Annotated in this window: 21 protein-coding genes and 1 pseudogene; 12 read left to right on the top strand and 10 right to left on the bottom strand. The window is 66.3% G+C overall.

Features of this window, described 5'->3' with window-relative positions:
* Positions 1-5: 5 nt before the first annotated feature.
* Both ACSFBC_RS21400 and ACSFBC_RS21395 read right to left on the bottom strand, forming a co-directional pair.
* Complete coding sequence (locus ACSFBC_RS21400; protein ID WP_435512374.1) at positions 6-992, bottom strand: ABC transporter permease; 987 nt, start codon at positions 990-992, stop codon at positions 6-8.
* A gap of 76 nt (positions 993-1,068) precedes the next feature.
* Positions 1,069-2,670 (bottom strand): ABC transporter substrate-binding protein, encoded by a 1,602-nt coding sequence (locus tag ACSFBC_RS21395; protein ID WP_435512373.1) that lies wholly within the window; start codon positions 2,668-2,670, stop codon positions 1,069-1,071.
* 217 nt (positions 2,671-2,887) lie between these two features.
* Between ACSFBC_RS21395 and ACSFBC_RS21390 the strand changes: the two genes are divergently transcribed.
* Positions 2,888-3,703: an AraC family transcriptional regulator gene (locus ACSFBC_RS21390; RefSeq protein ID WP_435512372.1), complete on the top strand. Its 816-nt coding sequence runs from the start codon at positions 2,888-2,890 to the stop codon at positions 3,701-3,703.
* A gap of 36 nt (positions 3,704-3,739) precedes the next feature.
* Here ACSFBC_RS21390 and ACSFBC_RS21385 read toward each other — a convergent pair whose 3' ends face one another.
* Complete coding sequence (locus ACSFBC_RS21385; protein ID WP_435512371.1) at positions 3,740-5,062, bottom strand: ArgE/DapE family deacylase; 1,323 nt, start codon at positions 5,060-5,062, stop codon at positions 3,740-3,742.
* 675 nt (positions 5,063-5,737) lie between these two features.
* Between ACSFBC_RS21385 and ACSFBC_RS21380 the strand changes: the two genes are divergently transcribed.
* The 4 genes and pseudogenes from ACSFBC_RS21380 (at position 5,738) to ACSFBC_RS21365 (ending at position 12,091) form a co-directional block, all read left to right on the top strand.
* The gene (locus ACSFBC_RS21380; protein ID WP_435512370.1) at positions 5,738-6,919 is read left to right on the top strand and encodes a hypothetical protein; all 1,182 of its coding nucleotides are present in this window, start codon (positions 5,738-5,740) and stop codon (positions 6,917-6,919) included.
* A gap of 398 nt (positions 6,920-7,317) precedes the next feature.
* Positions 7,318-7,477: pseudogene (locus ACSFBC_RS21375) on the top strand (integrase); the annotation flags it as partial.
* 331 nt (positions 7,478-7,808) lie between these two features.
* Positions 7,809-8,573 (top strand): Hachiman antiphage defense system protein HamA, encoded by a 765-nt coding sequence (locus ACSFBC_RS21370; protein ID WP_475544563.1) that lies wholly within the window; start codon positions 7,809-7,811, stop codon positions 8,571-8,573.
* Complete coding sequence (locus ACSFBC_RS21365) at positions 8,573-12,091, top strand: DEAD/DEAH box helicase (protein WP_435512368.1); 3,519 nt, start codon at positions 8,573-8,575, stop codon at positions 12,089-12,091. The genes ACSFBC_RS21370 and ACSFBC_RS21365 overlap by 1 nt, the downstream gene beginning before the upstream one ends.
* Before the next feature lie 507 nt (positions 12,092-12,598).
* Here ACSFBC_RS21365 and ACSFBC_RS21360 read toward each other — a convergent pair.
* The 3 genes from ACSFBC_RS21360 to pdxR all read right to left on the bottom strand — a co-directional run bounded on the left by ACSFBC_RS21360 (position 12,599) and on the right by pdxR (position 14,765).
* The gene (locus tag ACSFBC_RS21360; RefSeq protein WP_435512367.1) at positions 12,599-12,883 is read right to left on the bottom strand and encodes a type II toxin-antitoxin system RelE/ParE family toxin; all 285 of its coding nucleotides are present in this window, start codon (positions 12,881-12,883) and stop codon (positions 12,599-12,601) included.
* Positions 12,880-13,176 carry a CopG family ribbon-helix-helix protein gene (locus tag ACSFBC_RS21355; protein WP_435512366.1) on the bottom strand — a complete coding sequence of 99 codons (297 nt, stop codon included), beginning with the start codon at positions 13,174-13,176 and terminating at the stop codon, positions 12,880-12,882. Before ACSFBC_RS21355 ends, ACSFBC_RS21360 begins: the two co-directional genes overlap by 4 nt.
* A gap of 101 nt (positions 13,177-13,277) precedes the next feature.
* Complete coding sequence (gene pdxR / locus ACSFBC_RS21350) at positions 13,278-14,765, bottom strand: MocR-like pyridoxine biosynthesis transcription factor PdxR (RefSeq protein WP_435512365.1); 1,488 nt, start codon at positions 14,763-14,765, stop codon at positions 13,278-13,280.
* Between the two features lie 119 nt (positions 14,766-14,884).
* Here pdxR and ACSFBC_RS21345 point away from each other — a divergent pair, with 119 nt between their 5' ends.
* From ACSFBC_RS21345 to ACSFBC_RS21335, 3 genes are all read left to right on the top strand, one after another.
* Positions 14,885-16,153 carry a 4-aminobutyrate--2-oxoglutarate transaminase gene (locus ACSFBC_RS21345; protein ID WP_435512364.1) on the top strand — a complete coding sequence of 423 codons (1,269 nt, stop codon included), beginning with the start codon at positions 14,885-14,887 and terminating at the stop codon, positions 16,151-16,153.
* On the top strand, positions 16,150-17,625 hold the full coding sequence (locus tag ACSFBC_RS21340) for an NAD-dependent succinate-semialdehyde dehydrogenase (RefSeq protein ID WP_435512363.1): 1,476 nt from the start codon (positions 16,150-16,152) through the stop codon (positions 17,623-17,625). The genes ACSFBC_RS21345 and ACSFBC_RS21340 overlap by 4 nt, the downstream gene beginning before the upstream one ends.
* Before the next feature lie 90 nt (positions 17,626-17,715).
* The gene (locus ACSFBC_RS21335) at positions 17,716-18,102 is read left to right on the top strand and encodes a DUF4189 domain-containing protein (protein WP_435512362.1); all 387 of its coding nucleotides are present in this window, start codon (positions 17,716-17,718) and stop codon (positions 18,100-18,102) included.
* A 25-nt stretch (positions 18,103-18,127) separates the two neighbouring features.
* Here ACSFBC_RS21335 and ACSFBC_RS21330 read toward each other — a convergent pair whose 3' ends face one another.
* From ACSFBC_RS21330 to ACSFBC_RS21315, 4 genes are read right to left on the bottom strand one after another with little or no spacing between them, the layout of a single operon-like run.
* The gene (locus tag ACSFBC_RS21330) at positions 18,128-19,270 is read right to left on the bottom strand and encodes an ABC transporter permease (RefSeq protein WP_435512361.1); all 1,143 of its coding nucleotides are present in this window, start codon (positions 19,268-19,270) and stop codon (positions 18,128-18,130) included.
* Positions 19,270-20,454: an ABC transporter permease gene (locus tag ACSFBC_RS21325; RefSeq protein WP_435512360.1), complete on the bottom strand. Its 1,185-nt coding sequence runs from the start codon at positions 20,452-20,454 to the stop codon at positions 19,270-19,272. Before ACSFBC_RS21325 ends, ACSFBC_RS21330 begins: the two co-directional genes overlap by 1 nt.
* 7 nt (positions 20,455-20,461) lie before the next feature.
* On the bottom strand, positions 20,462-21,448 hold the full coding sequence (locus ACSFBC_RS21320; RefSeq protein ID WP_435512359.1) for an HlyD family secretion protein: 987 nt from the start codon (positions 21,446-21,448) through the stop codon (positions 20,462-20,464).
* Complete coding sequence (locus ACSFBC_RS21315) at positions 21,448-22,884, bottom strand: TolC family protein (protein WP_435512358.1); 1,437 nt, start codon at positions 22,882-22,884, stop codon at positions 21,448-21,450. The genes ACSFBC_RS21320 and ACSFBC_RS21315 overlap by 1 nt, the downstream gene beginning before the upstream one ends.
* A 285-nt stretch (positions 22,885-23,169) precedes the next feature.
* Here ACSFBC_RS21315 and ACSFBC_RS21310 point away from each other — a divergent pair, with 285 nt between their 5' ends.
* The 4 genes from ACSFBC_RS21310 to kdpA all read left to right on the top strand — a co-directional run bounded on the left by ACSFBC_RS21310 (position 23,170) and on the right by kdpA (position 26,446).
* On the top strand, positions 23,170-23,406 hold the full coding sequence (locus ACSFBC_RS21310) for a hypothetical protein (RefSeq protein WP_435512357.1): 237 nt from the start codon (positions 23,170-23,172) through the stop codon (positions 23,404-23,406).
* Between the two features lie 153 nt (positions 23,407-23,559).
* Complete coding sequence (locus tag ACSFBC_RS21305) at positions 23,560-24,303, top strand: CPBP family intramembrane glutamic endopeptidase (RefSeq protein WP_435512356.1); 744 nt, start codon at positions 23,560-23,562, stop codon at positions 24,301-24,303.
* A 239-nt stretch (positions 24,304-24,542) separates the two neighbouring features.
* Positions 24,543-24,641 (top strand): K(+)-transporting ATPase subunit F, encoded by a 99-nt coding sequence (gene kdpF / locus ACSFBC_RS21300; protein ID WP_307691780.1) that lies wholly within the window; start codon positions 24,543-24,545, stop codon positions 24,639-24,641.
* A gap of 2 nt (positions 24,642-24,643) precedes the next feature.
* Positions 24,644-26,446, top strand: coding sequence for a potassium-transporting ATPase subunit KdpA (gene kdpA / locus ACSFBC_RS21295; protein WP_435512355.1), 1,803 nt, complete (start codon positions 24,644-24,646; stop codon positions 26,444-26,446).
* Positions 26,447-26,525 lie beyond the last annotated feature (79 nt).

Genomic DNA, 26,525 nt, shown 5'->3' with positions numbered 1-26,525 from the left:
CGCGGTCATGCCTTGATGCGGGGGTCGATCACGCGGTACAGAAGATCGGTCAGCCAGTTGAAGGCGATCACCAGCACCGACAGCACCAGGAAGATGCCGAGCATCATCTGGTAGTCGCGCTGCAGCACCGCCTCGTAGGTGAGGCGGCCCAGGCCGGGCCAGGCGAACACGGTCTCGATCACGACCGAGCCGCCGATCAGCGTGCCGGCCTGGACACCCGCCATGGTCACCACCGGCAGCAGCGCGTTGCGCAGCATGTGGCGCCACAGGATGCGACGCTCCGAGGCGCCCTTGGCGCGCGCGGTCTTCACGTAGTCCTGGTGGCTGACCTCGATGATGGAGGAGCGCATCAGCCGCGCGTAGATCGCGAGGTAGAGCATGCCCAGCGTGAAGGCCGGCAGCGCCAGGTGCCTGAGCTTGTCGACCGCGGCCGCACCGCCCGACATCGTCACGCCGATGGTCTCGTAGCCGAAGGCCGGCAGCCAGCCCAGTTGCACCGAGAACAGCAGCACCAGCATCAGGCCCAGCCAGAACACCGGCGTGGCGTAGATCACCAGCGCCAGCAGGCTGATCAGCGTGTCCGACACCTTGCCGGCGCGCACGCCGGCCAGGCTGCCCAGCACCACCCCGCCGACCAGCGAGATCGCGAAGGCCGAGAGCGTGAGCAGCAGCGTAGCGGGCAGGCGCTGGCCGATGGCGCTCGCCACGGTGCGCTGCTGGCGATGCGAGTAGCCCAGGTCCAGGCGCACGACCTTGCCCAGGTAGGTGGCCAGTTGCGTGGGCAAGGGCTGATCGAGCCCGTACTCGGCCCGCACGCGCGCAATGAAGGCCTCGTCGGTGGCACCGGACTGGCCGGCCATCACGAGGGCGGGGTCGCCGGGCGCGGCGCGCACCAGCATGAAATTGAAGATGGCGATCAGCAGGACGACCGCCACCATCTTCGCGAGGCGCACGCCCAGGGCGCCCGCGATCGTCAGCCATTTGAGATTCATAGAAGGAAGCGTGGAGACCGGCAGGCATGCCCTTCGGCACGAAGGCGAAGAACGCGGGGAGGGCGCGCCATGGCGGTCAGCCCTTGAAGTACACGGTGTCGAAGCTCTCGTGCACGCCGATGGCCGTCGTCACGATGTTCTGCAGGCGCTTGTCGTGGATCGTCGGGAATTCCATCTCGACCAGCCAGGCGATGGGCACCTCGTCCACGATGATCTTCTGCATCTCGCTGTAGAGCGCCTGCCGCTTGGGTTCGTCCACCTCCACGGCGGCCTGATCGGCCAGCTTGTCGACCTGCGGGTTCGAGTAGCCGACCGTGTTGGTGAACAGGATCTTGCGGATGTTCGACGTCACGTAGTTGCGCGTCACGCCCAGCGCCGGGTCCCCGAACTGGTACAGCCACGACAGGTTGAGGTCGTAGTCCCAGTTGCTCACGCGCTGCGTGTAGCTGCCGGGGTCGGTGGACTCCAGCACCACCGCGATGCCGACCTTGGCCAGCGACTGGCGGATGTACTCGCAGGTGCGCTGCACCATTTCGCCATAGGGCGACACCGGCAGGCGCACCGTCACGCGGGTGCCCTTGGCGTCGGGCTTGAGGCCCATCTCGTCGAGCAGTGCCTTGGCCTTGGCGATCGAGAAGTCGTACTTCGTGACGTTGGCTTCGTAGTACTTGGTCTTCGAGTTGATCGGACCGGTGGCGACCTTGCCGAAGCCGTAGAGGATCTTGTCCTTGATGAAGTTGCGGTCGATCGCATGCATCACCGCCTTGCGGAAGCGCTTGTCGGCCAGCGGTGCGTTGCGGTTGTTGATCTCCAGCCACATGATGGGCGCGAAGTATTCGTAGCCCTTGGTGGTGACGGCCAGGTTCGCCTTCTTGCTCAGGCGCTGCGCGTCGAACAGTTCCAGGTCGGTCCACTGCGTGAGCTGCACCGTGCCGTTCTCCAGCGCCAGCGCGCGCGAGGCACCGTCGGGCACCACGCGGTAGATGATCGCGTCGAGATAGGGAAGGCCCGGCTTGAAGTACGCCTCGTTGCGCACCAGGTGAATGTGCGAACCGCGCACCCACTCCTTGAGCTTGAACGGTCCCGAGCCGATCGGGTTCAGGTTGGCCGGGTTCTTCACCACGTCGGTGCCTGCATAGATGTGCTTGGGCATCACCGGCAGGTTCGAGATGTCGAAGGCGCCGATGAACGGGCTGAAGGGTTCGGCCAGCTTGAAGACCACGGTGTGCGGGTCGGGCGCGGTGATCGACTCGCAGCGACCGAACAGCGCCTTGGCGCGCGGGTGCGTGATCGGCAGGAATTCCTTCACCGTGTAGATCACGTCGTCGGCGGTCAGCGGCTTGCCGTCGTGCCACTTCACATTGGGCTCGAGCTTGAAGGTGTAGGTCTTCCCGTCGGGCGAGATGGTCCAGCTCCTGGCCAGGCTGGGCATCGGCTTGAGGTTGACGTCGTAGGTCAGCAGGCTCAGGAAGATCTTGCCGGCCACCATCTGCGTGGGCGTGAGCTGGCTCACAGCCAGGTTGAGGATCGGGGGCTCGGGCTGCACGATGGCGTTGAGCGTGCCACCCTTGACGCCGCCCGCGGTCTGGGCGAACGCCTGTGAAAAGCCCAGCGGGAACTCGGCCAAGCCCATGGCGCCGGTTGCGAGCAGGAACTTGTGGAACTCACGTTTCTTCATGGTGATCCTCGGGAAGGGGATGGGACTTCCGCACGGTGTGTGCGGCGTGCGTCGTATGGCGAATTCAGTGTAGGGAGCGGGGCGTGCGAGGTTTGCGGGGTTCGAGCCGAGTTCTGTTTCGCGTGGGCCATCCTCGCGCTCGCTTGACCTCCGGGCTTGCGTGGGCCACAGTCCGCCGCTCCGCTTTGGCGCAAATCTTGCGAGCCGAGACACTGTGATGATCAACAGCCTGAACCCCGTCCGTAGCCAGCTCGCCGTGGACTACCAGGACATCCCGCGCCCGGTGTCGATGATCATCGTGGAGCACGATCCCGAGCCCTCGATGATCGTCCCGCGCCATTCGCATCCGCGCGCCCAGTTGGCCTATGCCGTGAAGGGCATGTTCACCCTCCACACGCAGGAAGGCGCGTGGCTGGTCCCTCCCAATCGTGCCGTCTGGGTGCCCGGCGGCATCGAGCACGAAATGCATGCACGCGGCCAGGCGGTGTCGAACCGCTCGCTCTACATCCAGTCGGACGCGTCGCCCAACCTGCCCGACGCGTGCTGCGTGATCGAGGTCTCGCCCTTGATGCGGCAGCTCATCATCGAAGCCACCGACATCCCGCTGCTGTACGACGAGGCGGGCCGCGACGGCCGTGTGATGCGCCTGATCCTCGACGAGATCTGCGCCGCGCCCAGGGTCGCGCTGCATGTGCCCATGCCCAACGATCCGCGCCTGCTGCGCATCTGCAAGGCGCTGCTGGCCGACCCTGGCCGGGAAGGCGATCTGGAAGACTGGGCCCGCTTCGGTGCGCTGGGCCGACGCACGCTGACGCGCCTGTTCCGGGACGAGACCGGCATCACCTTCACGCTGTGGCGCCAGCAGGTGCGGCTGATGGAGGCGGTGCGCCGGCTGTCGCTGGGCCATGCGGTGACGACGGTCGCGATGGACCTGGGCTACGAAAGCCCCAGCGCCTTCACGGCGATGTTCCGGCGCGTGATGGGCAAGACGCCCAAGCACTACCTGGGGCTGGGCCGCAGCGAGATGGATTGAAAGGCTGAACGCACCTGCTGCGGCGCCTTCGCCCTTTCAGGCGTCGGGGGCCGCCGTCAGTCGATTGACCCCGCACCAGCGCGCCATGAACACCGCCAGCACCGCGGTGGTCTGCATCAGGCTGTCGATCGACACCCATTCGTCGATGCCGTGGATGTTGGCGCCGCCCGAGGGGCCGTAGCAGATGGCCGGCGTCTCGCCATAGAGGTTGAAGAACTTCGCATCGGTGGTGCCGGTGAAAGCGGTCGGCGTCAGGTTCTTGCCGACGATGTCCTGGTGGCACTGCGAGATGGCGGTGACGATCGGTGCATCGTCGGGCACGTGGCAGCCGTCGGCCTGGAAGCCTTCGTAGACGAGCTTGTAGCTCAGCGCTTCATGGGCCGGGTGCGCGGCATAGGCGGCGGCCAGCACGGCCTCGACTTCCTTCTTGGCATTCTCGACCTTCATGTCCGGATAGAAGCCGATGCGCACGTCGGCACGGCAGGCCGAGGGCACGGAAGACGCCCATTCGCCGCCGCTGATCTTGCCGAGGTTGAAGTTCACCGGATGGTTGTGGTGCGCGAAGCTGCGGTAGCGCGCACTCGGGGCGTTCCACTTCGCTTCCAGCTTCTTCAGTTCGCCGAAGAGGTACATCGTGAAGTCGATGGCACCCACGCCGGTCTGCGCGACGGAGGCGTGCACGGGCTTGCCCAGCACCTCGATAGCCAGCCACAGCACGCCCATCTGGCAGGTCATGATGCCGTTCTCTGCGATGGGTTCGGTGATCACGGCCGCATCGGCGCGGTAGCCCGCCACCAGGCAGGCCAGCGCGCCGTTGCCGGTGCATTCCTCCTCGATCACCGACTGGAAGTACACCGGCGATGCGGGTTCCAGGCCGATCGATCGCAGCGCCTTGTAGGCCATGGTGTAGGCCACGATGCCGGCCTTCATGTCCGACGCGCCGCGGCCGTAGAGGCGATCGCCTTCCACCTTGCCCGAGAAGGGCGTGTGCGTCCACAGCACCTCGGCACCGGTGGGCACCACGTCGATGTGGCCGTTGAAGATCAGCGAGTTGCCTTTGTACGGACCGTTGGGGCGGTGGATGCCCACCACGTTGGTGCGGCCCTCGTAGGAGACGATCGAGGGCGAGTAGCCGGGGTGGGCCTTGAGCTTCTCCTCGTCGATCTGGAAGGCGTCGACCTGCAGGCCGAGACCCTCGAAGGCCCGCGCCATGAAGGCCTGCGCGCTCTGCTCGTGGCCCAGCAGCGAGGGGTGCGTGACCAGCTCGCTGAGCATGGCGATGGATTCGGCGCGCAGGGCGTGCGCGGCGGCGACGAGGGCGGCTTCGTCGGCGACGACTTCAGGGGTGATGGCTTGCATGCAAACCATTCTTCCACCCGGTCGGTGCCGGCGTTGTTCGGATCGGGCCGTGCACTGTCGAGAGCGCGCCGATGTGGGGGCGGGCGAGGGGGCGACGTCGACGCGGCCTTGCTTTTAGCTCGGCTGTGGGCGGGCCGACGCAGACAGCCAACGGTTCAAACCGAATGACGGCTTTGCAGCGATTGCCGCTGCTCCTGGCCACATCGCGACCTGCCGGTAACTGTTCCATAGCTGCCGTCCGAGCATTTAAGATGGCAAACTGCCCAACGACGGGTTTCAGATGACGAGGTGACCATCGCCGCTGGGCACCTAAGGAGCTGCTGAAAGTCCGCTGGCTTGGGTCTTGAATAGGTGTTATCGACCCCGAGGAGTCACTCGGATCACGGCAAATCAGCCTCTCCAGTCCTTCGAGGCACCCGCGCGACCTACGCTCACGTTAGTTATCTTTGAGCGCGCATTGACTCAGGTCTTTTGCTACCTTGCTGGCCTTTTACTTCACGTATTCTGCCGCCCCGAGCAGGCTGGTGGGAGCACAACAACTTGAGCGCTTGTAAGGAGCGTTGGCGCGGCTTGCCCTCCCCAAGTGCCGACGCAACGCGCTGCTGATGGCCTTCATGCGAATTGAGTCAGGTAAGCTAGCCGGACCATACCGATGCGCCGCCTGGCCGAACGAGCATGTCCATTTCCGCTGACTTCAATGCTAGTCTGGTCTGCCCGCCCTTTGGAGAGGTGATTGCTGAGCTGCAGCAAAAAAATCGGTCGCCCCGGGTGAGGTGTCTCGCCCTCAGGAACGAAATCCCTCCCAGCGATCTCTATTGCTATCTCCACGCACGCTTCGGTCCTCCAAATGGCCCGCAAAACCTCCTTCGCAATGACAGCTCCGACAACTTGGTCCATTGGGAATGGATGCTTCGCACGGGAGCGGGCTGGATCCTGTTCCAAGGGATGAACTTTCGGACCGCCGTCATGCTTCTCGACGGCCCGGAAATCAGCCAAGCCGATATGCCGGACCTTGCCGCACAAATGAAGGCGGATTTCGGAGGGCATGGCAAGCAGATGGCTCAGCTGAGGAAGTCGCTTGAGGACTGGAAAGAGTTCATCAATCCATACCAGCGCATTCGAAGCTCGGTGAGCTCCCTGCGGCGCGAGCTACTCGCGTTGAACCTTCAACCCGAGAATGAGGCGATCCCTGACATCACCAGCGTTCAGCAAGCGTTTGACACCGACTGGTCGGAGATCAGTGCGCGCTATTCCAAGGGGCTTGGCCTGTGCTTCGGGATCCGATCGATGCTTCCGGTGATGGCGGAGGCCTTCGTCAATCTCCTCCTGTTCGCTCTTATGCGACCAGAGCTCAAGTCCGACGAGAGGCTCCGGGACAACGTCATTCGACAACCAATAGACGTTCGCATCAAGACCTTGTCGATGACCTGCATCGGCTTCGAGTCGCAGATCGACTACAAGCACGCTGCGTTCAAGGCCTATCACACGCTCGTTAACGAGAGGAACGATCTCCTTCATGGCAACGTCGTACTCGACAAGCTCAAGTTCAATGAGGTCTATTTCAACCGGCGCGTTCCTGTCTTCAAACAGTACCGGTCGCTTTGGGAGCGTACCGTCGGTGTGGACATTCAAGCCGTTGGTCTACATCGCCTGGCCCATGAGATCCAAGTAGTGGACGAGATGATTGCCCAGCTGAAGAGCCACCTGGATCCCAAGACGCTCCAGTTCATCGAACAGGTGTCTGCCGAAAGAGACCTCGCACTCGACGAACGGAGAGGCATCTTCGGTGTGCTGTTCTCGCGGCGTCTAGTGGACATGTTCTTACCTGCCGAAGTCAGCCCGGGTGCTGCCGTCTGAACCGAGCACACATCTCGGCGATTCGAGAACTTGAGCAACGCGGGTAGTCCGCCTGCCGAAACACCAAGTCTGCGTCCTGATGCAGGAGCGCCAAGCCTCGCATCCCTAAGCCGGGCTTTCCGGAATGGCGCTTCAGGCGTCTTGGACGACGAACTGGTTGATCGGATCGCGACCCATGCGCGGTGGACCAGGAAACAGGGCTGCTGGAGGAGGTAAAGACGGCGTCCCTGCCCTCCCTTGCCGAGGCGTTGGTAACGTCGACCGACCCTGTGGGCCAGCCAATGTGGAACATGATCGGTCGGACAAAACGCAATCTCGCTCGCCCAGGGAAAACAGTCGCCGCGCGCCGGTGCCAAGGTGCGCGGATGGCTCGCAAACGACCTCTCCTGCACCACGCGCGCGTTCAGTACGGAACGCAATCGATGCGCAGGGCCAAGGCGACGCTGATTTACCGGCGCACCAAAAACCTGTGTGCCGTTCCTCGGGCATTCCAAGCTTGAGTCGACGCTGAGGCACCTCGGCATCGAGGAAGACGATGCCCTCGATTTTTCGAGCAGACGGATATCTGAGCGTTCGAACAATCTGCCCGTCCCACCGCTGCGGCGGCAGAGGTTAACCGGATGTTGTCTGGCATCGGGTCGAACTCACAGTACCGGTCAGGAGCTAACGTTCGCAAAGGGCGGCTTTTGAGCTGCCTGCATTTCGATGGGCCTTGCATCCAAACTGCGAAGCTGAATCAGGAGACCCGGACAACTGGCAGGTTACTATTGTTACCTTTAGCGCCTCATGCGCGGTAGCATGCACCTCGCCGTCATGGGCCATCCGCGCTGAGATCGAGAGTATTTGCCGTGCGGGTGCAAAGGCATTCCATAGTTGAAGGTTCTATCGCATGACGCGCTTCGCCGAATGGTGCACGGAGGTCGTTGTTGGGTGCAGTGCGCCCCATAGCCACACGATGCTGACCGCAGATGCATCGAAGTTTGATGCGTCTGTCGCTATCGTGGCAGATGCAATGCCAGATCATTTTTTGCCGCCGAGCCGGCTGGCCGAGATGTTCGCTCGCCTGCAGCGGCACGAAGTTGCGGAATTAATTCAGAACAGGCTGCCGGAAAGCGCGCAGCTCAAGTCTGGCGACCTCGGCGAGGTGTTGTGCACTACTTTCGTCCGTGAGAAGACGCCGTTCACGCTGGGCATCAAACGTCTTCAGTTCAAAGACCACCGAAACATGTCGATGAGGGGGGACGACATGTTGGGCTTCAACTTGAACCCCTTGACCGACAAGCTCACGGTGCTCAAGGCGGAGTCCAAGAGCAATGCAACCATGCCTGCTGCCACCGTCACGAAGGCTCGAGAGGCGCTGTCCGGCTATGGCGAATTGCCGTCGCCCCATTCAATGGGATTCGTTGCTGACCGGCTGGTGGACACTGCTGACAAGCCCTTGCGGGACGCAATCGACGACGCTCAATTGAAGAAGTCGCTCAAGCCCAGCGATGTCACGCACATGCTATTTGCCTTCACGGGCAACGACGCGACCACGCTGTTGAAATCCAACCTGAGCAGCTACACCGGGGGCGCGAACCAGCACTACGTCGGGCTGCGGGTCACTGAGCATCAGAAGTTCATTAAAGCCGTCTTCACGGCCGTGGGGGCCTGATGGCATCCACACTGGAGGAGCTGCGCTCCAACATCCGTGAAGCGGTTGAGGCGGGTTACCGTCAACAGCTGCTGGCAAGGGGACAGGCGCGCGGCATGATTTGGCGCGCGGGCGAGCTGCCGATCGATGCGCCGGATTTCAGCCCACTCCTGTCGGAGGACCTACTCTCGTTCGGCTACTCGCTGCTACTCCATGGTTTGCGGTATCTGGATCTGGGCGGCGACTTCGAGACTGCGCGACAAGCCTTCGAGGTTGCGGCGGAGTCCATCGAGGCCGTCGTCGCGCGCGGGCAGCTGGACGAGACGCGAGATTTCCACCGTCTAGTCGCAGGAAGCGCGTACCACCTGGGGCGTTTCTCGGCGCGCGCGTACTCACTTCTGAGGGCTGGCTTCGAGCAGGCCAATCTGTCGGTCGTTGAGCGATGCCTCGCACAACTGTTGCTGCGGGACCTTGCTGGGATGAACCGTGCGGTCGCTGGCTGGTTCGAGTCGGGCGCCGGTTCCGACGACAACGTCATGGCTGCGCTGGATCCCCTTTTCGAAGTAGACGGTCAGGGGGCGGCCCTGGAAGACGGCGAAGGTGTAGCTGAGGCCCTCTTGCTTGGCTTAGAGGGCAACTTCATGTCGGCGATGTCTCAGACGCTGCTCGCTTTGGAGCGGGGCGAACAGCATCTCATCGACGAAGCACAGGCGCGTCTCAGGCAGGGCCTGTCCGTTGCGGGGGACATGAACTTCGTCGGCCAGTGGTGGGTGCATCGCTTAGCGCTGCACATCGTCAACAGCCTCTGGTCCAGCAGCTTTCACGCGATCTTGCCCATATCCGGCCCCGATGGTGCAACGATCGGCGATTGGACATCGTTGCGCAAGCTGTTCATCACCTCGCTGCTGTGCCGAGGTCGGTCGGAGATTGAGCTCTGGCCGTCCCAAATTGACGCGGCGAAGCGTGTGCTGGAGTACGACGCAAATCTTGTGCTGTCACTGCCTACAAGCGCGGGAAAGACGCGCATCGCAGAGCTGTGCATCCTCGCGTGCCTGGCGGCAGGCAAGCGAGTCGTTTTCGTCACGCCGCTGCGTGCGCTGTCTGCGCAAACAGAGGTCTCGCTACGCCGCACGTTTAGCGCGCTCGGCAAAAGCGTCTCAAGCCTCTACGGCAGCATCGGTGCCAGTAGCAGCGATGTCGACACGCTCAAGTCGCGCGACATCGTGGTGTCGACGCCCGAAAAGCTCGATTTCGCCCTTCGGAGCGACCCGACGCTCTTGGACGACGTGGGGTTGGTTGTCCTCGACGAAGGCCACATGATCGGGCTCGGCGAGCGGGAGGTGCGCTACGAAGCACAGATTCAGCGGCTGCTTCGGAGGCCTGACGCAGCTTCCCGGCGCATCGTGTGCCTTTCCGCAATCCTGCCTGATGGTGACCAACTTGCTGACTTCACCGCTTGGCTCACCGCCGACCGGCCCGACGGACTCATCAAGAACGGTTGGCGTCCAACGCGGCTTCGATTTGGTGAGGTTGACTGGAACACCGAGACCAAGGTCGCGCAGCTGAACGTTGTGGTGGGAGACGAGCATCCGTCCATTCCCCAGTTTGTCGTCGGCAAGAGGACATCCAATCGTGCAAACGCGGCGATCGTCCCCGGATCGCAGACCGACCTGTGCATTTTCACGGCGTGGCGTCTCATTGAAGATGGTCAGTCGGTGCTGGTTTTCTGTCCGATTCGCGTTTCGGTCATGCCGTTCGCCAAGCGCATCATCGAGCTTAGCAATAAGGGACTGCTTCCACCCATCACGATGCCGCCGACTGCAGCTATCGCATCTGCGTTGGCGGTGGGCGCTGAGTGGTTCGGACCGGACCACGAAATCTTGAAGTGCCTTCGCATGGGCGTTGCGGTGCACCATGGCGAGTTGCCCACCCAGTTCCGAAAGGAGGTGGAGCGATTGCTCCGTGAAGGCATCCTGAAGCTCACGGTGTCATCCCCCACGCTCGCGCAAGGGCTCAATCTTGCAGCAACCAGCCTCATCTTTCATGGGCACTTCAGGCATGGCGAGGCGATCGACGAGTCAGAGTTCCGCAATGTCGTTGGCCGTGCTGGTCGCGCCTATGTCGACATCGAAGGCTTGGTCCTTTACCCGATGTTTGACCAGCACGAAAAGCGACAAGAAGCATGGAAGAGCCTGATCCGCGGCGACAAGCAACGTGAGATGGAGAGCGGCATCCTCCGTCTGCTTTACTGGTTGCTCGCTCGCATGGCCAAGAAGCTCGCGACTACTGACGTCGCCACCTTGGTGGCATATGTAGCGGGCCAAGGAGCTTGGAGCTTTGCGGCCGTGCCTGGCGAAAGTGCAAGGTTGGCCGAGGCCGCAGCCGAAGATTGGCCGCGTCATCTCACGAGCCTGGATACTGTCGTTTTCAGTTTGCTCGGGGACGCGCAGGTTACTGATGCGGAGCTCGAGTCAAAAATCGATGAGGTGCTAACGTCATCGCTGCTGATGCGTCGGCTCGCCCGGCAAACCGAGGGCATCCGAACCGTACTCAACGCTGGTTTGAAGGCCCGCGCAAAGTTCATCTGGACGAGTTCGACAGCAGCGCAAAGGCGCGGTTATTTCCTCGCAGGAGTTGGTCTTGAGACGGGGCGAAAGCTCGATGAGAAGGCCGACGAGCTTGAGCTCCTGCTGCTCAAGGCAGATACCGCTGTGGACGGCAGTGAAGTCGACGAAGCCGTGCAGGCCATCGTCGCATTTGCTGAGATTGCCTTCGAGATCCCCCCGTTCAAGCCGAAGTCCCTGCCGCTCGATTGGCGAAAGTTCCTGGATCAGTGGCTGAGGGGAGCGTCTGTTGCCGAGCTAGGGGGCGACGACGCAGACGATGCGATATCCCTCATCGAGCATGCATTTGTCTACAACTTGCCGTGGGCAATGGAAGCCGTTCGAGTTCGTGCGCAGGCCCACGCGCCTGTTGGGGATCCATTCGACTTGGACATTGACCTGCTGCCGAACTTGGGCAGCGGCAGCGCCGTTGCTGCAGTCGAGACGGGAACGTTGTCAATCCCCGCTGCGATGCTTATCAAGGCTGGCTTAGCGTCGAGGCTTGGCGCCATCAGCGCGGTGGATTCGACAGGCGCAGATTTCGATGACGCCAGGGGCTTGCGTGCTTGGCTTGCCTCAGACACGGTGCTGGCTTTGAGCGTCATACCCACCTGGCCGACCGGGAACTCGCACGAGCTGTGGAAGGAGTTCACTGCTCCGCATGGAGCAGGCAACGTAGCACCGTGGACGACGACGAGGTACGCCGGACCGGTGCAGTGGAATGGTGGCGTGCCGATGCCGCCCGGGATGCCCCTGCGCATCGCCGAATCCGGGCCGAAGGCCGGCGTCATCTACAGCAGCGACTATCGAGAGCTGGGCAGAGTTCGCTATCCCTTCAGTCAGACGGCCGTCGGCCTCACAGTGGCAACGTCGAACGGTGCGGCAGACCAGATCTCGTTCGAGTACACCGGGCCGAATGATCTGATTCAGCCCTGATGTGCCCGCGTCGGATCTAGGCGTTGGAGCTCGCAGCCATCAATGGGCCGCGAGTAGCTGAGTCTCAACGGCGTCATTTGCCCTGGCTTCGCTTGCATTGTTCTTGCCGGTGCGGCTAGACCGCTAGACCTGAATACGAGCGCTGAAGGCGTTGCGCATACGACCGATGCTGGTAGGGACGCAACCGACTGCTTCCGGGTTGGCGAACTCGTGAACCTCGCCGGCCCGCAGTGGGTTGACACAAGCCTGTCGCTGCGCGCAGAAGCGGTTGTTCGACGCGGTACGCGTCGAGCCGCGCACTTGAGCGGCCGGTTGCGAGGGTGAAGCTGCCGTTCAGGACAGGCGGCGTGGAATGACCGGTGTTGATGGTTGCTGCCGTTCAGGCAATGGACCGTGAATGACTCAGATCAGTCTGAAGCGGTCGTTCTCCAGATGGCGAACGATCGCTTCTGGCCAAGTCCGGCCGCCCTACCCAACCGCAAGCGCCACGCATCGCCGTCAAGGTTTTTAACCACGCTCCCGCTGGCTCCTCAACGCCAGGACAAAGACGGCATCGAGCTCCGGCAGGTACCGACAAAGCGCGACATAGGCGCGCGAACCGCGGCCCAGCAGCAACTCACGCTTTACGCCTTTCACCGGCCTGCCGATGGCGGGGCTGTGTGCCAGGATGTCGATCGCCTGGACGATCTCCTCCAGTCTTGCGGGAACGTCGCTCACATCGAAAGTCTGCATGTGTTCGATGAAACGCTCGAAGTCTTCGAGCACCTCCGGTGCCAGCTCGATGCGCGTCATGCGCTGCCTGAATCGCCCAGCTTCCTCGCGGCAGGTTTCTTGACGGCGATGCCTCGCGCACGGGCGGTCAGGTACGTCTTGGCGTCGCCCCAGGGCACTGTCTTGCCGGTGGCCAGAACCTTGCCCCATCGCTCGTCCGCGATGCGGTGCGCCTCTGCCTCCCGCTCTGCCTGCTCGACGTTCTCGGCGATGGCATCGACGATGAATGCATGCGCCGTCTTGCCAGCGCGGTCTGCCATGGCGGCGACCCGTTGCTTCAGGCTGTCTTCGATCCGAATGGTCGTTGTCGACATGGCTGCTCCTCCAAGCCGGAACAATGTAGCGCGGTCGTGCTACTTCCGCGAGATTGCGGTCCCTTCCACTTGCAGCCGTCACAGCCCAGGGCCGGTGTCGGCTACCCGATGCCGGCCGCCTTCAGGCAGCGCAGCAACACCGCGAACGCCGGCGCGATGTGCGCCTCCTGCACGCACGCATACCCCAGCAGCAGGCCGCGCTGCGCACCGCCGCGCTGGTAGTACGAGGACAGCGGCCGCGTGAGCACGCCGCGCGACTGCGCCGCCTGGGCGATCGCCACGTCGTCGCTGCCGTCGGGCAGGCGCAGCACCAGGTGCAGACCCGCGTTGCTGGCTTGCGGGTGCAGGAAGTCCGGACCCAGGTGCTCGCCGATCAGCCCGGCCAGCAAGGCACGTCGGCGCGCATAGAGCACGCGCATGCGCCGGATGTGGGCCGCGTAGTGGCCCTGGTCGATCAGCGCGGCCAGCGCCGCCTGCGTGATGGCATGGCCTTCGCGGTACAGGTCGGCGTGGGCGGTGCGAAAAGGCTGGGCCAGTGCGCGCGGCAGCACCATGTAGCCCACGCGCAGGCCCGGGAACAGCGTCTTGCTGAAGGTGCCCACGTAGATCACCGGGCTGTCTGGCTCCAGGCCCTGCATGGCCGGAATGGGGCGGCCGGCGAAGCGGAATTCGCTGTCGTAGTCGTCCTCGACGATCCAACTGCCCGAGGCGCGTGCGAAGTCCAGAAGCTCGCGCCGCCGCGCCAGGCTCATCACAGACCCCAGCGGGTACTGGTGCGAGGGCGTGACGAAGATCAATCGCGGCGGCTTGCCGCCCTTGGGCCAGCCCGCGCCGGGGCCTTCGTCGGCGCTTTCCACATGCAGCGGCCGCACGCGCGCGGCGTCCATCTGCAGCACCTTGTGGAAGCCCCAATAGCCGGGCTCTTCGACCCACACCGTCTCGCGCGGGTCGACCAGCATGCGCAGCGTCATGTCGATGGCCTGGTGCACGCCCTCGGTCACGAGGATCTGGTCGGCGTCGCAGCGCACCGAGCGCGCCACGCGCAGGTGTTCGGCGATGGCGGCCCGCAGGGCCGGGTGGCCGCCGCCGTGCGAATAGGTCAGCAGCTCGGGCGCCGGTGCGCGCCAGAGCCGCGTGAGGATGCGGCTGAACTGCCGGTGCGGGAACTGCGTGACGTCGGGCACGCCGGGCATGAACGCGCCCCATTGCAGCGGGGCCGCCGAGGCACTGGCCAGCAGGGTCTGCGCGCGCTTCGACAGCCGCACCGGCGCGCTCGCGGCATCGGCGGCCGTGGCGGGGTGGCCGGCGCTCAGGAAACTGTCGGGCGCAGTCTCGGCCACGAAGGTGCCGCTGCCGATCCGCGAATGCACATAGCCCTCGGCCTGCAGCTGTGCATAGGCGTGCAGCACGGTGTTGCGCGACATGCCGATCTCGCGCGCCAGGTCACGCGAGGCGGGCAGCGGGCTCGACGGCGGCAGGCTGCCGTCGAGGATGGCCTCGCGCAGGCAGTCGTAGAGCTGGCGGTTGAGGGCCGCGCCGGCATCGGGCGCCAGACGCTGCAGCACCAGGTCGGCGCAGATGGACTTCATGGTCTGGGTTTTCGGTTTCTCGATTGGCCCCAACAAGATAACGGAAGTGGATCTTTTCGATGGAGCCAATTCGGCTTTCAATCATGCACCACCCACCGACCTCGCTCAGGACCTTCGACATGACCCGCAACACCGAACTCCATGCCCGCCGCCTCGCCGCCACGCCCCGCGGCGTGGGCGTGATGTGCGACTTCTTTGCCCAGCGCGCCGAGAACGCGAGCCTGTGGGACGTCGAGGGCCGCGAGTACATCGACTTCGCCGCCGGCATCGCGGTGCTCAACACCGGCCACCGCCATCCGCGCATCGAGGCCGCCATCGCCGCGCAGCTGAAGCAGTTCACCCACACCGCCTACCAGATCGTTCCCTACGAGAGCGTGGTGACGCTGGCCGAGCGGCTGAACGCGCTGGTGCCCATCAGCGGACCGGTGAAGACGGCCTTCTTCACCACCGGCGCCGAGGCGCTGGAGAACGCGGTGAAGATCGCGCGCGCCCACACCGGCCGCGCCGGCGTGATCGCGTTCGGCGGCGGCTTCCATGGCCGCACGCTGATGACGCTGGCCATGACCGGCAAGGTCGCGCCGTACAAGATCGGCTTCGGGCCCTTCCCGGCCGACGTGTTCCACGTGCCCTTCCCGAGCGCCATCGAAGGCGTGAGCGCGGCGGATTCGCTGGCGGCGCTGGCCAAGCTGTTCAAGACCGATATCGATCCGCAGCGCGTGGCCGCGATCGTGATCGAGCCGGTGCAGGGCGAGGGCGGATTCAACGTCGCGCCGACCGAACTCCTGCAGGGCCTGCGCGCGGTGTGCGACGCGCACGGCATCGTGTTGATCGCCGACGAAGTGCAGAGCGGCTTCGCGCGCACCGGCAAGTTGTTCTCGATGCAGCACCACGGCGTCGAGCCCGACCTGATCACCCTGGCCAAGAGCCTGGCCGGCGGCATGCCGCTGTCGGCCGTGTCGGGCCGCGCCGCGATCATGGACGCGCCCGCACCGGGCGGCCTGGGCGGCACCTACGCGGGCAACCCGCTGGCCGTGGCCTCGGCCCATGCGGTGCTCGACGTGATCGCCGACGAGAAGCTGTGCGAACGCGCCGCCGCATTGGGCGCGAAGCTGGTGGCCCGCCTGCTAAGCGCCAAGGAATCGAACCGGGCCATCGCCGACGTGCGGGCCCAGGGCTCGATGGTCGCGATCGAACTGCGCGACCCGGCCACCGGCGCCCACGATGCCGACGCCGTGAAGCGCGTGCAGGCCAGGGCGGTGGCGCAGGGCCTGCTGCTGCTGAGCTGCGGCATGTACGGCAACGTGATCCGCTTCCTGTACCCGCTCACCATTCCCGATCCGCTGTTCGACCGCGCGCTGGACATCATCGACGAGGCTCTGCAGGCATGAACGCGCGCATTCCTGCCCATGCGCTCGGTCTCGCCCGCCCCGACCTGCTGCAGCAGGCCTGCCTGATCGACGGCCGCTGGGTCGGTGCCGACGACGGTCGCACGGTCGAGGTGACCGACCCGGCCACCGGCCGGACGCTCGCCAGCGTGCCGCACATGGGCCGCGCCGAAACCGAACGCGCCATCGCCGGCGCCGCCGCCGCGCTGCCCGCCTGGCGCGCACGCAGCGCACGCGAGCGCGCCCAGGTGCTGCGCCGCTGGGCCGACCTGATGCTCGCGCACCAGGACGATCTCGGCCGTCTCATGACGCTCGAACAGGGCAAGCCGCTGGCCGAGGCCAGGGGCGAGATCGCCTATGCGGCCTCGTTCATCGAGTGGTTCGCCGAAGAGGCCAAGCGCGTCGACGGCGAGGTGCTGCAGCCGCAGCGCAGCGGCCAGCGCATGGTGGTGCTCAAGCAGCCCATCGGTGTGTGCGCCGCGATCACGCCCTGGAACTTCCCGGCCGCGATGATCACGCGCAAGGTCGGCCCGGCGCTGGCCGCGGGCTGCACCATCGTCGTGAAGCCGGCCGAGCTCACGCCGCTCAGCGCCTTCGCGCTCGGCGTGCTGGCACTCGAGGCCGGCCTGCCGCCGGGCGTGCTGCAGATCGTGACCGGCGACGCGCCGGCCATCGGCGGCGCGCTGTGCGAGAGCGAGGTGGTGCGCAAGCTCAGCTTCACCGGTTCGACCGGCGTGGGCCGCACGCTGATGCAGCAGTGCGCGCCGACCATCAAGAAGCTGTCGCTCGAGCTTGGCGGCAACGCGCCCTTGATCGTGTTCGACGATGCCGACCTCGACACCGCCGTGCAGGGCATCCTCGCTTCCAAGTTCCGCAACGCCGGCCAGACCTGCGTGTGCGCCAACCGCATCTACGTGCAGGCCGGCATCCACGATGCGCTGGTCGAACGGCTGGTGCAGGCGGTGGCCGCGATGCCGGTGGGCAACGGGCTCGACGCGGGCGTCACGCAGGGTCCGCTGATCGATGCGCGCGCGGTCGCCAAGGTGCGTCAGCACATCGACGATGCGCTCGCCCAGGGTGCGCAACTGCGCACCGGCGGCCAGCCCCATGCGCTGGGCGGCACCTTCTTCCAGCCCACGGTGCTGACCGGCGTGACGCAGGCCATGCGCGTGGCGCGCGAGGAGACCTTCGGCCCGCTGGCGCCGATCTTCCGTTTCGAGACCGAGGACGAGGCCGTCGCGATGGCCAACGACACCGAGTTCGGCCTGGCCGCCTATCTGTTCACCGAAGACCGCCGGCGCATCTGGCGCGTGAGCGAGCGGCTGGAGACCGGCATGGTCGGCATCAACACCGGCCTGATCTCCAACGAGGTCGCACCCTTCGGCGGCGTCAAGCAGTCGGGCCTGGGTCGCGAAGGTTCGCGCCACGGCATCGAGGACTACCTCGAACTCAAATACCTCTGCTTGCAAGATTGAGCCTGCGCGCGCGAGAGGAAGGGTGATGCGTTCGTTAACCTAGGGGACATGCTCGCAGCTTCCCCTTTCTCTCTTGTCCGACGGCTCGCCATGACCGTGCTGCTCTGCGCAAATCTGTCGGCGGCCCATGCAGCCCCGCCCGCCGCCGCCACGCCCAATGCCAGCTGGGGCGCGATCGCGGCCAAGCCCGGCGTCCATGGCTATGCCTTCAACCAGCCCTCGCGCGCGTCTGCGGAGCGGCTCGCACGCGCGCAGTGCGAGCGCGCAACCGGTGCCAAACGCGTGCCGGGTGCCTGCGAGGTGCGCGTGTATTTCGACCGCAGTTGCGGCGCACTGGCAACCGGCAACTTCGGCGAATGGGCCGGCGCCCTCGGTGCCGATTCGAAGGCCGCCGGCCAGGCCGCCGTGACCGCCTGCGATGCCCACCTGCCGACCGAGCCCTGCAAGCTGGCGGTGAGCGTCTGCTCGCTGCCCTGAGCGTGCGGCTCGCTGCGGCGCGGGATCAGCGCCTGCGGGCGCGCGGCGTGGCCGCGATCCACAGCGTCAGCAGACCGGCGCCGGTCAGCGCCAGCAGTGCGCCGAGACAAGGCAGCACGTCGTGCAGCGGCGCGCCCATCTGGTTGAGCCGCAGCGAGGCCTGGATGCCCGCGGTGCTCGGAAAGAGCCATCGCACCCCCTGCAGCGGGCCGGGCAGTGCCTCCACCGGCCATGAGAAGCCAGAGAGAAAGGCCATCGGCAGGGCGGTGAACAGCAGCACCTGCAAGGCCCGCTCGCGGTCGCGGAACCAGCAGCCGAGCAGCAGGCCGAGCGTGCAGATCGCGGGCACGTAGAGGGCCAGCAGCAGCAGCGCGCTCCACGGATTGCCGCCGCGCGGATAGTCCTGCAGGAAGAACACCCAGCCGAAGTAGAAGAGCCCGCTCAGGAAGCCGAACGCCGAGAGCGCGCCCAGCCGCCCCAGCCACACGCCCATCGACGCGCGCAGCCGTCCGGCCTCGGCCCAGGTGCCCGCGAGCATGGCCGCGCCCATCAGCAGCGTCTGCTGCAGGATCAGCAAGGCCACCGCCGGCACCACGTAGCTGCCGTAACCCTCGGTCGGGTTGAACAGCGCGACCAGCTGCGTGTTGAGCGGACTGCGGCTGCGCGCCGCCTGGGTCGCGCTCTGTCCGCCCGCCTGCAGCTTGCGGATCTCGACGCCCGCCGACACCGTGCCCACGGCCTCGGAAAAACCGTAGAGCACCGCCTTGTTGAGCAGGGCATAGGCACCGTTGCCTTCGATGCTGACCACGGCCGACGTGCCGCGCAGCACGTTGCGCTTGAGGTCGGCCGGCAGCAGCGCATAGCCCTCGATCTCGCCGCGCCACAGCGCCTGCTGCGCTTCGTGCACATCGGCCGTGACCAGGCGCACGTCGAGGCGCGGATTGGCCATCGCGAAGCGCGCGATCTGCCGCGACAGCGCGCTCCGGTCCTGGTCGACCACCGCCACCGGCACGCGCGTGACGGCCTGCGTGCCGTAGGGCCAGGGGTAGAAGAAACCGTAGACGATGGGCGCGAGCAGCATGATCAGCAGCACGCCCTTGTCGCGCAGCACGGCCAGCGCGGTGTCGCGCCAGGCGGCGCCGAAGCCTTGCGGACGGTCGTCGGCCATCAGCGTCCGCCCCAGCTGTCCGGCGCGCCGGCGGCGCGCACCAGCGCACCCGCTGTCGCCGCCAGCAGCACGGCCGTGCCCAGCACCATCCACAGCGGCGTGGCCACCGAATAGGCCAGCGGCGCGCCCATCTGCAGCTGCTCCATCTGCACCCGGATGTAGTGCGTGTAGGGCAGCAGCGTGGCCCACAGCTGTGCGAAGAAAGGCATCGCGACCAGCGGGAAGCCCACGCCGCCGAACGCGAAGGCCGGCGCGGTGATGAAGCCCGTGGCCGACAGCGCGGTGCGCAGCGAGCGCGTGAGGCCCGCCACGAAAGCGCCGAGCGCGATCGACAGCGCGAGGAACACCACCAGCGCGACGAGCGTCCAGCCCAGCGAGCCGACCGGGTGCCAGCCGCGCCCGGCCGTGATCCACAGCATGGCGGCAATGGCCACGGCGGACAGGCTCGCCAGCGGCAGCGCCAGCTTGCCCGCGAGCGCGGCCAGCGCCTCGTGCCAGCGCGGCGCGGCGCCCAGCCAGGCGCCGAGGCTGCGGTCGCGCAGCTCGCGGCCCACGGCCCAGGCGCCGGCGGTCATCGCGAGGATGTGCAGCAGCGCGGGAATCAGCGCCGCGCCGAGGAACTGCTCGTAGTCGGTCGAGGTGTTGAACAGCGCCACCGTGCTGGCCTTGATGGGCTCCATGCTCACGCGCGCGGCCGTCATCGATTCGCCGCGCTTGTTGCGCACCGCGAGTTCGATGCCGGCCGACACCGTGCCCACGGCGGTGCGCACGTCGCGCTGGATCAGGCTCGAATGCGTGCCCAGCTGCGCGTTGTGCAGCAGCACGACCTGGCCGACCCGGCCCTGCTTGACGTCGCGGCTCAGGTCGCGCGGCAATTGCACGGCGGCATCGACCGCGCCGCTGGTGAGGGCGCGCGCCATCTCGCCTTCGTCGCCGTACTGCTGCGCCACGCGCAGGCCGGGCGTGGCGTCGAGAAAGCGAACCAGCTGGCGCGAGAGCGCGGAGTGATCCTGGTCGAGCACGCCGATCGGCAGGCGCTGGGGCAGGCCGGCCGAGAAGATCCACCAGATCAGGGACACCGCGAGCAGCGGCACCCACGACACCATGGCCAGGTCCCAGGGGCGCGCGCGCAGCAGCGCGAATTCGCGCCGTGCGCTGGCGGTGGAGAAGCCGCGGAGGCTCATGGCGAGCTCAGTCCACCAAAACGCTCATGCCGGGACGCGCGCCCTCGATGGGGTGCAGCGGCCGTGCGCGGACCTCGAAGGTGCGCACGTCGAAGCCGGCACCGCCGCGCGTGGCGCGCCAGGTCGCGAAGTCGGGCAACACGGCGCTGTGGTAGACCTTGAAGCGCGCGGTGCGCTTGTCTTCGGCCAGCGCGGGCAGGCGCGCGTCGAACTCGTTGCCCACCGCAAAACGCGAGAGCCGGTCTTCGCGCACGTTGAGCACCAGCCACTGGTCGCTCAGGTCGACCACGGTGACCACGGCCACGCCCTGCGGCGACAGCTCGCCGACCTTGGCCAGCACCTTGGCCACTTCGCCGCCGACCGGGCTGCGCAGCTCGGTCTCGGCCTTGGCGGCTTCGGCTTCGGCCAGCACCCCGGCCACCTGGCGCGCCTGCGCGCTGGCCGCGGCCTTGTCTTCGGGGCGGGCGCCGCTGCGCGCCATGTCGTACTGCGCCCGGGCGGCGATGGCCGCGTCTCGCGACGCCTTCCAGTTGGCCTCGGCTTCGTCGCGTTTCTGGTCGGCCACCAGGCCCTCGCGCGCCAGCCCGTCGACGCGGCGGAACGAGGTCTGCGCGAGCTGCGCGGCGGTTTCGGCGCGCCGCCATTGCATGCGCGCCATCTCGATTTCCTGCGGCCGCGCGCCGTTCTGCGCCTTCTCGGCCACGGCCTGCGCGGCCTGTTCGGCGGCGGTGGCCTGCGCGAGCTTGGCGCGCACCTCGGGGCTGTCCATGCGCACCAGCACCGCACCGGCCTGGATGCGGTCGCCTTCCTTCACCGCCACCTCGGCCACACGGGCCGTCACCTTGCCGGCGACATCGGTCTCGCGCGCTTCCATCTGGCCCTGGAACACTTCGGGCGCAGGCTGCGACGCGCGCCAGAAGCCCCAGACCAGCAGCGCCAGCACGAGCAGCGCGGCGAGGATCGCGATCAGTTTGCGGGTCTTGGCACTCATCATCAATTCACTTTCACGTCGGCACGCGCGATGTAGTCGGAAAACCTGTCGGACAGGCCGGCGCTCTCGAGCAGTTGCGCAAGCGCCTGCACGTAGTCGTTGGCGGCTTGCGCGCGTTCGGTCAGCACCTTGGCCTGGTTGGTCTCGGCGTCGATCAGGTCGAGCGTGGTGCTCGTGCCCTCGCGCAGGCCCGAGGTGCGCAGCTTGAGCACCTCCTGCGCCAGCTCGACCGAGACCTTCATCTCCAGGTACTGGCGGCGTGCGTTCTCCAGCGCGCGCCAGTTGCGCTCGACCAGCAGCGAGATGTCGCTGCGTGCCTGCGCACCGGTGCGCTCGGCCTGTTCGATCTGCTTGTGCGACGCCGCCGACAGCGCGTTGCGGTCGACCGAGTCGTACAGCGACCAGCGCACGCCGATGCCGGCCACCCAGTCGGCATTGCCGCTCTTGAGTTCGCGCGTGCCGAAGGCGATGACCTGCGGGCGGCGCAGTGCCTCTTCGCCTTCGTGCAACTGCTCGGCCTGCGATTTCTTGGCCGCGACCTTGCCCAGGCCCGGATGGCGCACGAGCGCCGAATCGATGAAGTAGCCCAGCGGCTCGACCGGCGTGCTGAGGATGAACAGCGGCGTCTGCGGCGTCACGCTGCCGTCGGCTCGCACGGTGCGGGCCAGCGCCACGGCGGCCAGCGCCGCGTCGTCCTCGGCCTTGCGCGCGTTGCGCCGCGCCTCTTCGTAGGCCGCGCCGGCCTGCAGCCGCTCGACGCGCGAGATCACGCCGGCCGCGAGCATCTTCTGTGCCGCCGCGTCGTGTTGCGCGATGGTGCGCTCGGCCTGCGCGCGCAGCAGGGCCGCGCGCTGCGCGAGCTGGGCACCGAAGTAGCGCTGCACCAGCAGCGTCTCGACCTCGTGGCCGGCCTGTTCGGCGTCGGCCTGCGCTTCGCGCGTCTGCGCCGACACGAAGCCCCGCACCGCATCGGTCGCGCCGCCGAGGTAGAGCGGCCAGACCGCCGAGATCGAGGCGTTGGCGCCGGTGTCGTGCCGGTTCAGGGTGTAGCTGTTGGGCAACTGCGGAATCGGTGCGCGCGCGATGAAGCCCTGGACCGTCGGCGGCAGCATCGAGCCGACCTGCCCGAGCTTCTGGTTGAGCGGGTCGAGGTCGAGGTTCAGGTTGGCGTTGTAGGCGTAGGCCAGCCCCGAGACGCTGACCGTCGGCCCGCCCAGGCCCTTCAAGCCCTGGCTCTGCAGTTCCTTGGCGTCGACCGCGGCGCGCGCGGCGGCCAGCTTGTCGGAGCGGTCGAGCATGCGGGCATGGGCCGCGTCGAAGCTCAGCGCGAGGGTGTCGGTGCGGGGCTGCGCCTGCGCGAGGGCCGCGGCACCCACCCCGATCAGGACCGGCAGCAGGAGCAGCAGGGGAGGGCAGAGGGCGCGGCGGGGTCGTTGCATCGTTTCAGGTTGCCTTGCGCAGCAGCATGTCTGGCAGCGTGCTGCAGGTTCACAGGGAACGTCCCCTGCACTGCGCCAGGGTCTGCTGCATGCGGATCAATTGTTATATCGGCGATGTTACCGAGATCGGATGCCCTGAACCCGAAGAAGCCGCCCCGCACTGGCCCCCTTTGGCCGAGCGGGTCGGCGACCTCTCTCGGTGTTTTTACGCCGCCTGTCGAGACTGACACCCATGTCTTCCACGGCGGTGCCTTCAACCAGCCCTCGCGCGCGACGGCCGGGCAGTTGGCGCGCGCCCAGCGCGTACGCACGGCCAACGCCAAGCGCGTGCCGGGCGCCTGCGAGGTGCGCGTGTGTTTCCATCGCAGCTGCGGCGCGCTGGCCACCGGCAACTTCTGCGAATGGGCCGGGGGGCTCGGCACCGATGCGAAGGCCGCGCGTCATGCGGCCGTGACCGCCTGCGATGCGCAGCTACCGACCGAACCCTGCAAGCTGGCGGTGAACGTCTGCTCTCTGCCCTGATCCGCCGAGACATCCGTCACGCGAGCGAGATTTCGATGGCCCACGGGCCGGCCGCGGTGCAATCCCCCTTTAGAGTCGTCGCTTCATTTCCGCCGCCAGGCGTGCACTGCGATGCGACCTCACTCCGACCCCTTTCCGACAGCCTTCCAGGCCGTGCTGCTGTTCATCGCCTTGGTGCTGTTCGAGCTGTTGATCGCCTATGCCTTGTTCGATGCCCGGGCACTGCTCGGCTTGACGGAGGCGCAGCGAAGTTCATTGGCCGTGTTGCTGGGCAACGGCTGTGTCTTCGCCCTCGTGATGCATTTCCAGAATCTCGGCTATCGCGACCTGTTCCACAGTGGCGCATCGTCGGCCAAGGCGACGCTGGGCTTGATCGTGCCGCCCACGCTGCTGCTGGTGCCTATGCTGCTTCTGGTCATGGGCTGGGCGCAGGCAGCGATGACTCATTTCTTTCCGCTTTCCGCATGGGAGGAGCAGGGCTTCGCGCGCATGGGATCGAATGAATTCGCGTCCCTGCTGGCGGTGTGCGTGCTCGCGCCCGTGCTGGAGGAAATGCTCTTCCGTGGCATCGTGCTGCGCGGCTTTCTGCAACGTTACACACGCGCCACGGCGATCTTCGGATCGGCCGTGCTGTTCGGTGCGGTTCATCTGAACATGTACCAGTTCATGGCCGGCCTGGTGGCGGGCTTGATCCTGGGGTGGCTGTACGAGCGCACGCGTTCGCTCATTCCCTGCATCGCGCTTCACGGGGCCTACAACACGGGCGCAACGATGTTGTCCGAGGCGCCGCACAGGGCGGAGGACGGCATGGCCTTCGGTCTGCTGTCGCTGGTGGCGGCCGTCTGCGGGGCGCTCGCCTTGCGACGCCTTCTGGGCGGCGAGCGCACCGTGCGCTGACAGGTTTTTCACGACGGTCTCCACGCGCCGTTTTTACGCTTTCTTTACGCCCCTCCCGCGCCTCTGTTCCCCGTTTTTACGCCCCTCTGCCGAGACTGACACCCGTGTCTCGAACTTGAGGAGTGACGTATGGACATCGTATGGATGGCGGCGGTTGCCGTGATGTGGGTGGTGGTCGCGGAGATGGTGGTCGGGCTGAACAAGCTGGCTCGGCCGAAGCGGACCGAAGGGGAGCGCTCGTGATCGGCCTCGACGTGCTCTATGGCGCGGGCGGCCTGATCGCGGTGATCCTGTTCGCCTACCTGGTCTTCGCGCTGATCTGCGCGGAGGAGTTTTAAGCATGACTTCCTCCGCCTGGGGCCTGCTGGCCTTTCTCCTGGTCGCGCTCGGCGTGCTGGGCTGGCCGCTGGGCCGCTTCATCGCGGCGCTGTGCGACGGTCGTCTGCCGCGCTGGATGCAGCGCATCGAGATCCCGCTCTACAAGCTGGCCGGTGTCGCGCCCGGCGAGGCCATGCACTGGCGCACCTACGCGCTGGCGCTGCTGGCCTTCAATGCGATCGGCACCTTCTTCGTCTACGGCCTGCAACGGCTGCAGGCGGTGCTGCCACTCAACCCCACGGGCATGGCGGCGGTGTCACCCGATTCGGCCTTCAACACCGCGGTCAGCTTCGTCGCCAACACCAACTGGCAAGGCTATGCGGGCGAGTCGACGATGAGCTATCTCACGCAGATGCTCGGTCTCACGGTGCAGAACTTCCTCTCGGCCGCGACCGGCATCGCGGTGGCCTTCGCGTTGGCGCGCGGCTTCGCGGCACGCCGTACCGACGGCAAGGGCTTCGTGGGCAACTTCTGGGTCGACGTCACGCGCATCACCACCTGGCTGCTGCTGCCGATCTCCTTCGTGCTGGCGCTGTTCTTCGCGGGCCAGGGCGTGATCCAGAACTTCGACGCCTACAAGACCGTGACCACGGTCGAGGCCACGGCCTACCAGACGCCCAAGCTCGACGCGGCCGGCCAGCCGCTGCTCGACAAGGCCGGCGCGCCGGTGATGGCAGACGCCAGCACCCAGACCCAGACCCTGGCCATGGGCCCGGTCGCGTCGCAGGAGGCGATCAAGCTGCTGGGCACCAACGGCGGCGGCTTCTTCAATGCCAACTCGGCCCATCCCTACGAGAACCCGACGGCGCTCACCAACTTCCTGCAGATGTTGGCGATCCTGCTGATCCCGGTGGCGTTGTGCTTCGCCTTCGGCCGCGTGGTCGGCGACCTGCGCCAGGGCTGGGCCGTGCTGGCTGCGATGACGGTGCTGTTCGTCCTCGCCGTGATCGTGGTGATTCCGGCGGAACAGGTCGGCAACCCGCTGCTGGCGCCGCTGGGCGTCGACTCCGCGCAGTCCGCGCTGCAATCCGGCGGCAACATGGAAGGCAAGGAGACACGCTTCGGCATCACGGCCTCGGCGCTGTTCGCGGCCGTCACCACCGCAGCCTCGTGCGGCGCGGTGAACGCCATGCACGACTCCTTCACGCCGTTGGGCGGCATGGTGCCGATGGTGCTGATGCAGCTGGGCGAGGTGGTCTTCGGCGGCGTCGGCAGCGGGCTCTACGGCATGTTGATCTTCGCGATCCTCGCGGTGTTCATCGCCGGCCTGATGATCGGCCGCACGCCCGAGTACCTGGGCAAGAAGATCGAGGTGCACGAGATGAAGCTGACCTCGATCGCGATCCTGATCACGCCGATCCTGGTGCTGGCCGGCACGGCCGTCGCGGTGAGTCTGGGCGTGGGCAAGGCGGGCATCGCCAACCCCGGCGCACATGGCTTCTCCGAGATCCTCTATGCGCTGACCTCGGCCGCCAACAACAACGGCAGCGCCTTCGCGGGCCTGTCGGCCAACACGCCCTTCTACAACGCGCTGCTCGCCATCGCGATGTGGTTCGGCCGCTTCGCGATGATCGTGCCTGTGCTCGCCATCGCCGGCGCGCTGGCCGCCAAGAAACGCCTGCCGGTGACGGCCGGCACCATGCCCACGCACGGACCGCTGTTCGTGGCGCTGCTGATCGGCACCGTGCTGCTGGTCGGCCTGCTCAACTACGTGCCGGCGCTCGCCTTGGGCCCTGTCGTCGAGCACCTGATGCTCTGGAGATAGGGCCACCCCCAGTCTTCGCGCACTTCGTGTCGCTACGCCAACCCCCTTCGAGGGGGCAACACCAGCGGCCCGGCAAAGC

The sequence above is a fragment of the Variovorax frigidus genome, from assembly GCF_051216515.1.
In the GTDB taxonomy this organism is placed as follows: domain Bacteria; phylum Pseudomonadota; class Gammaproteobacteria; order Burkholderiales; family Burkholderiaceae_C; genus Variovorax.
Note: the sequence above shows the minus strand (reverse complement) of the source record. Positions and strands in the feature narration are given on the sequence as shown.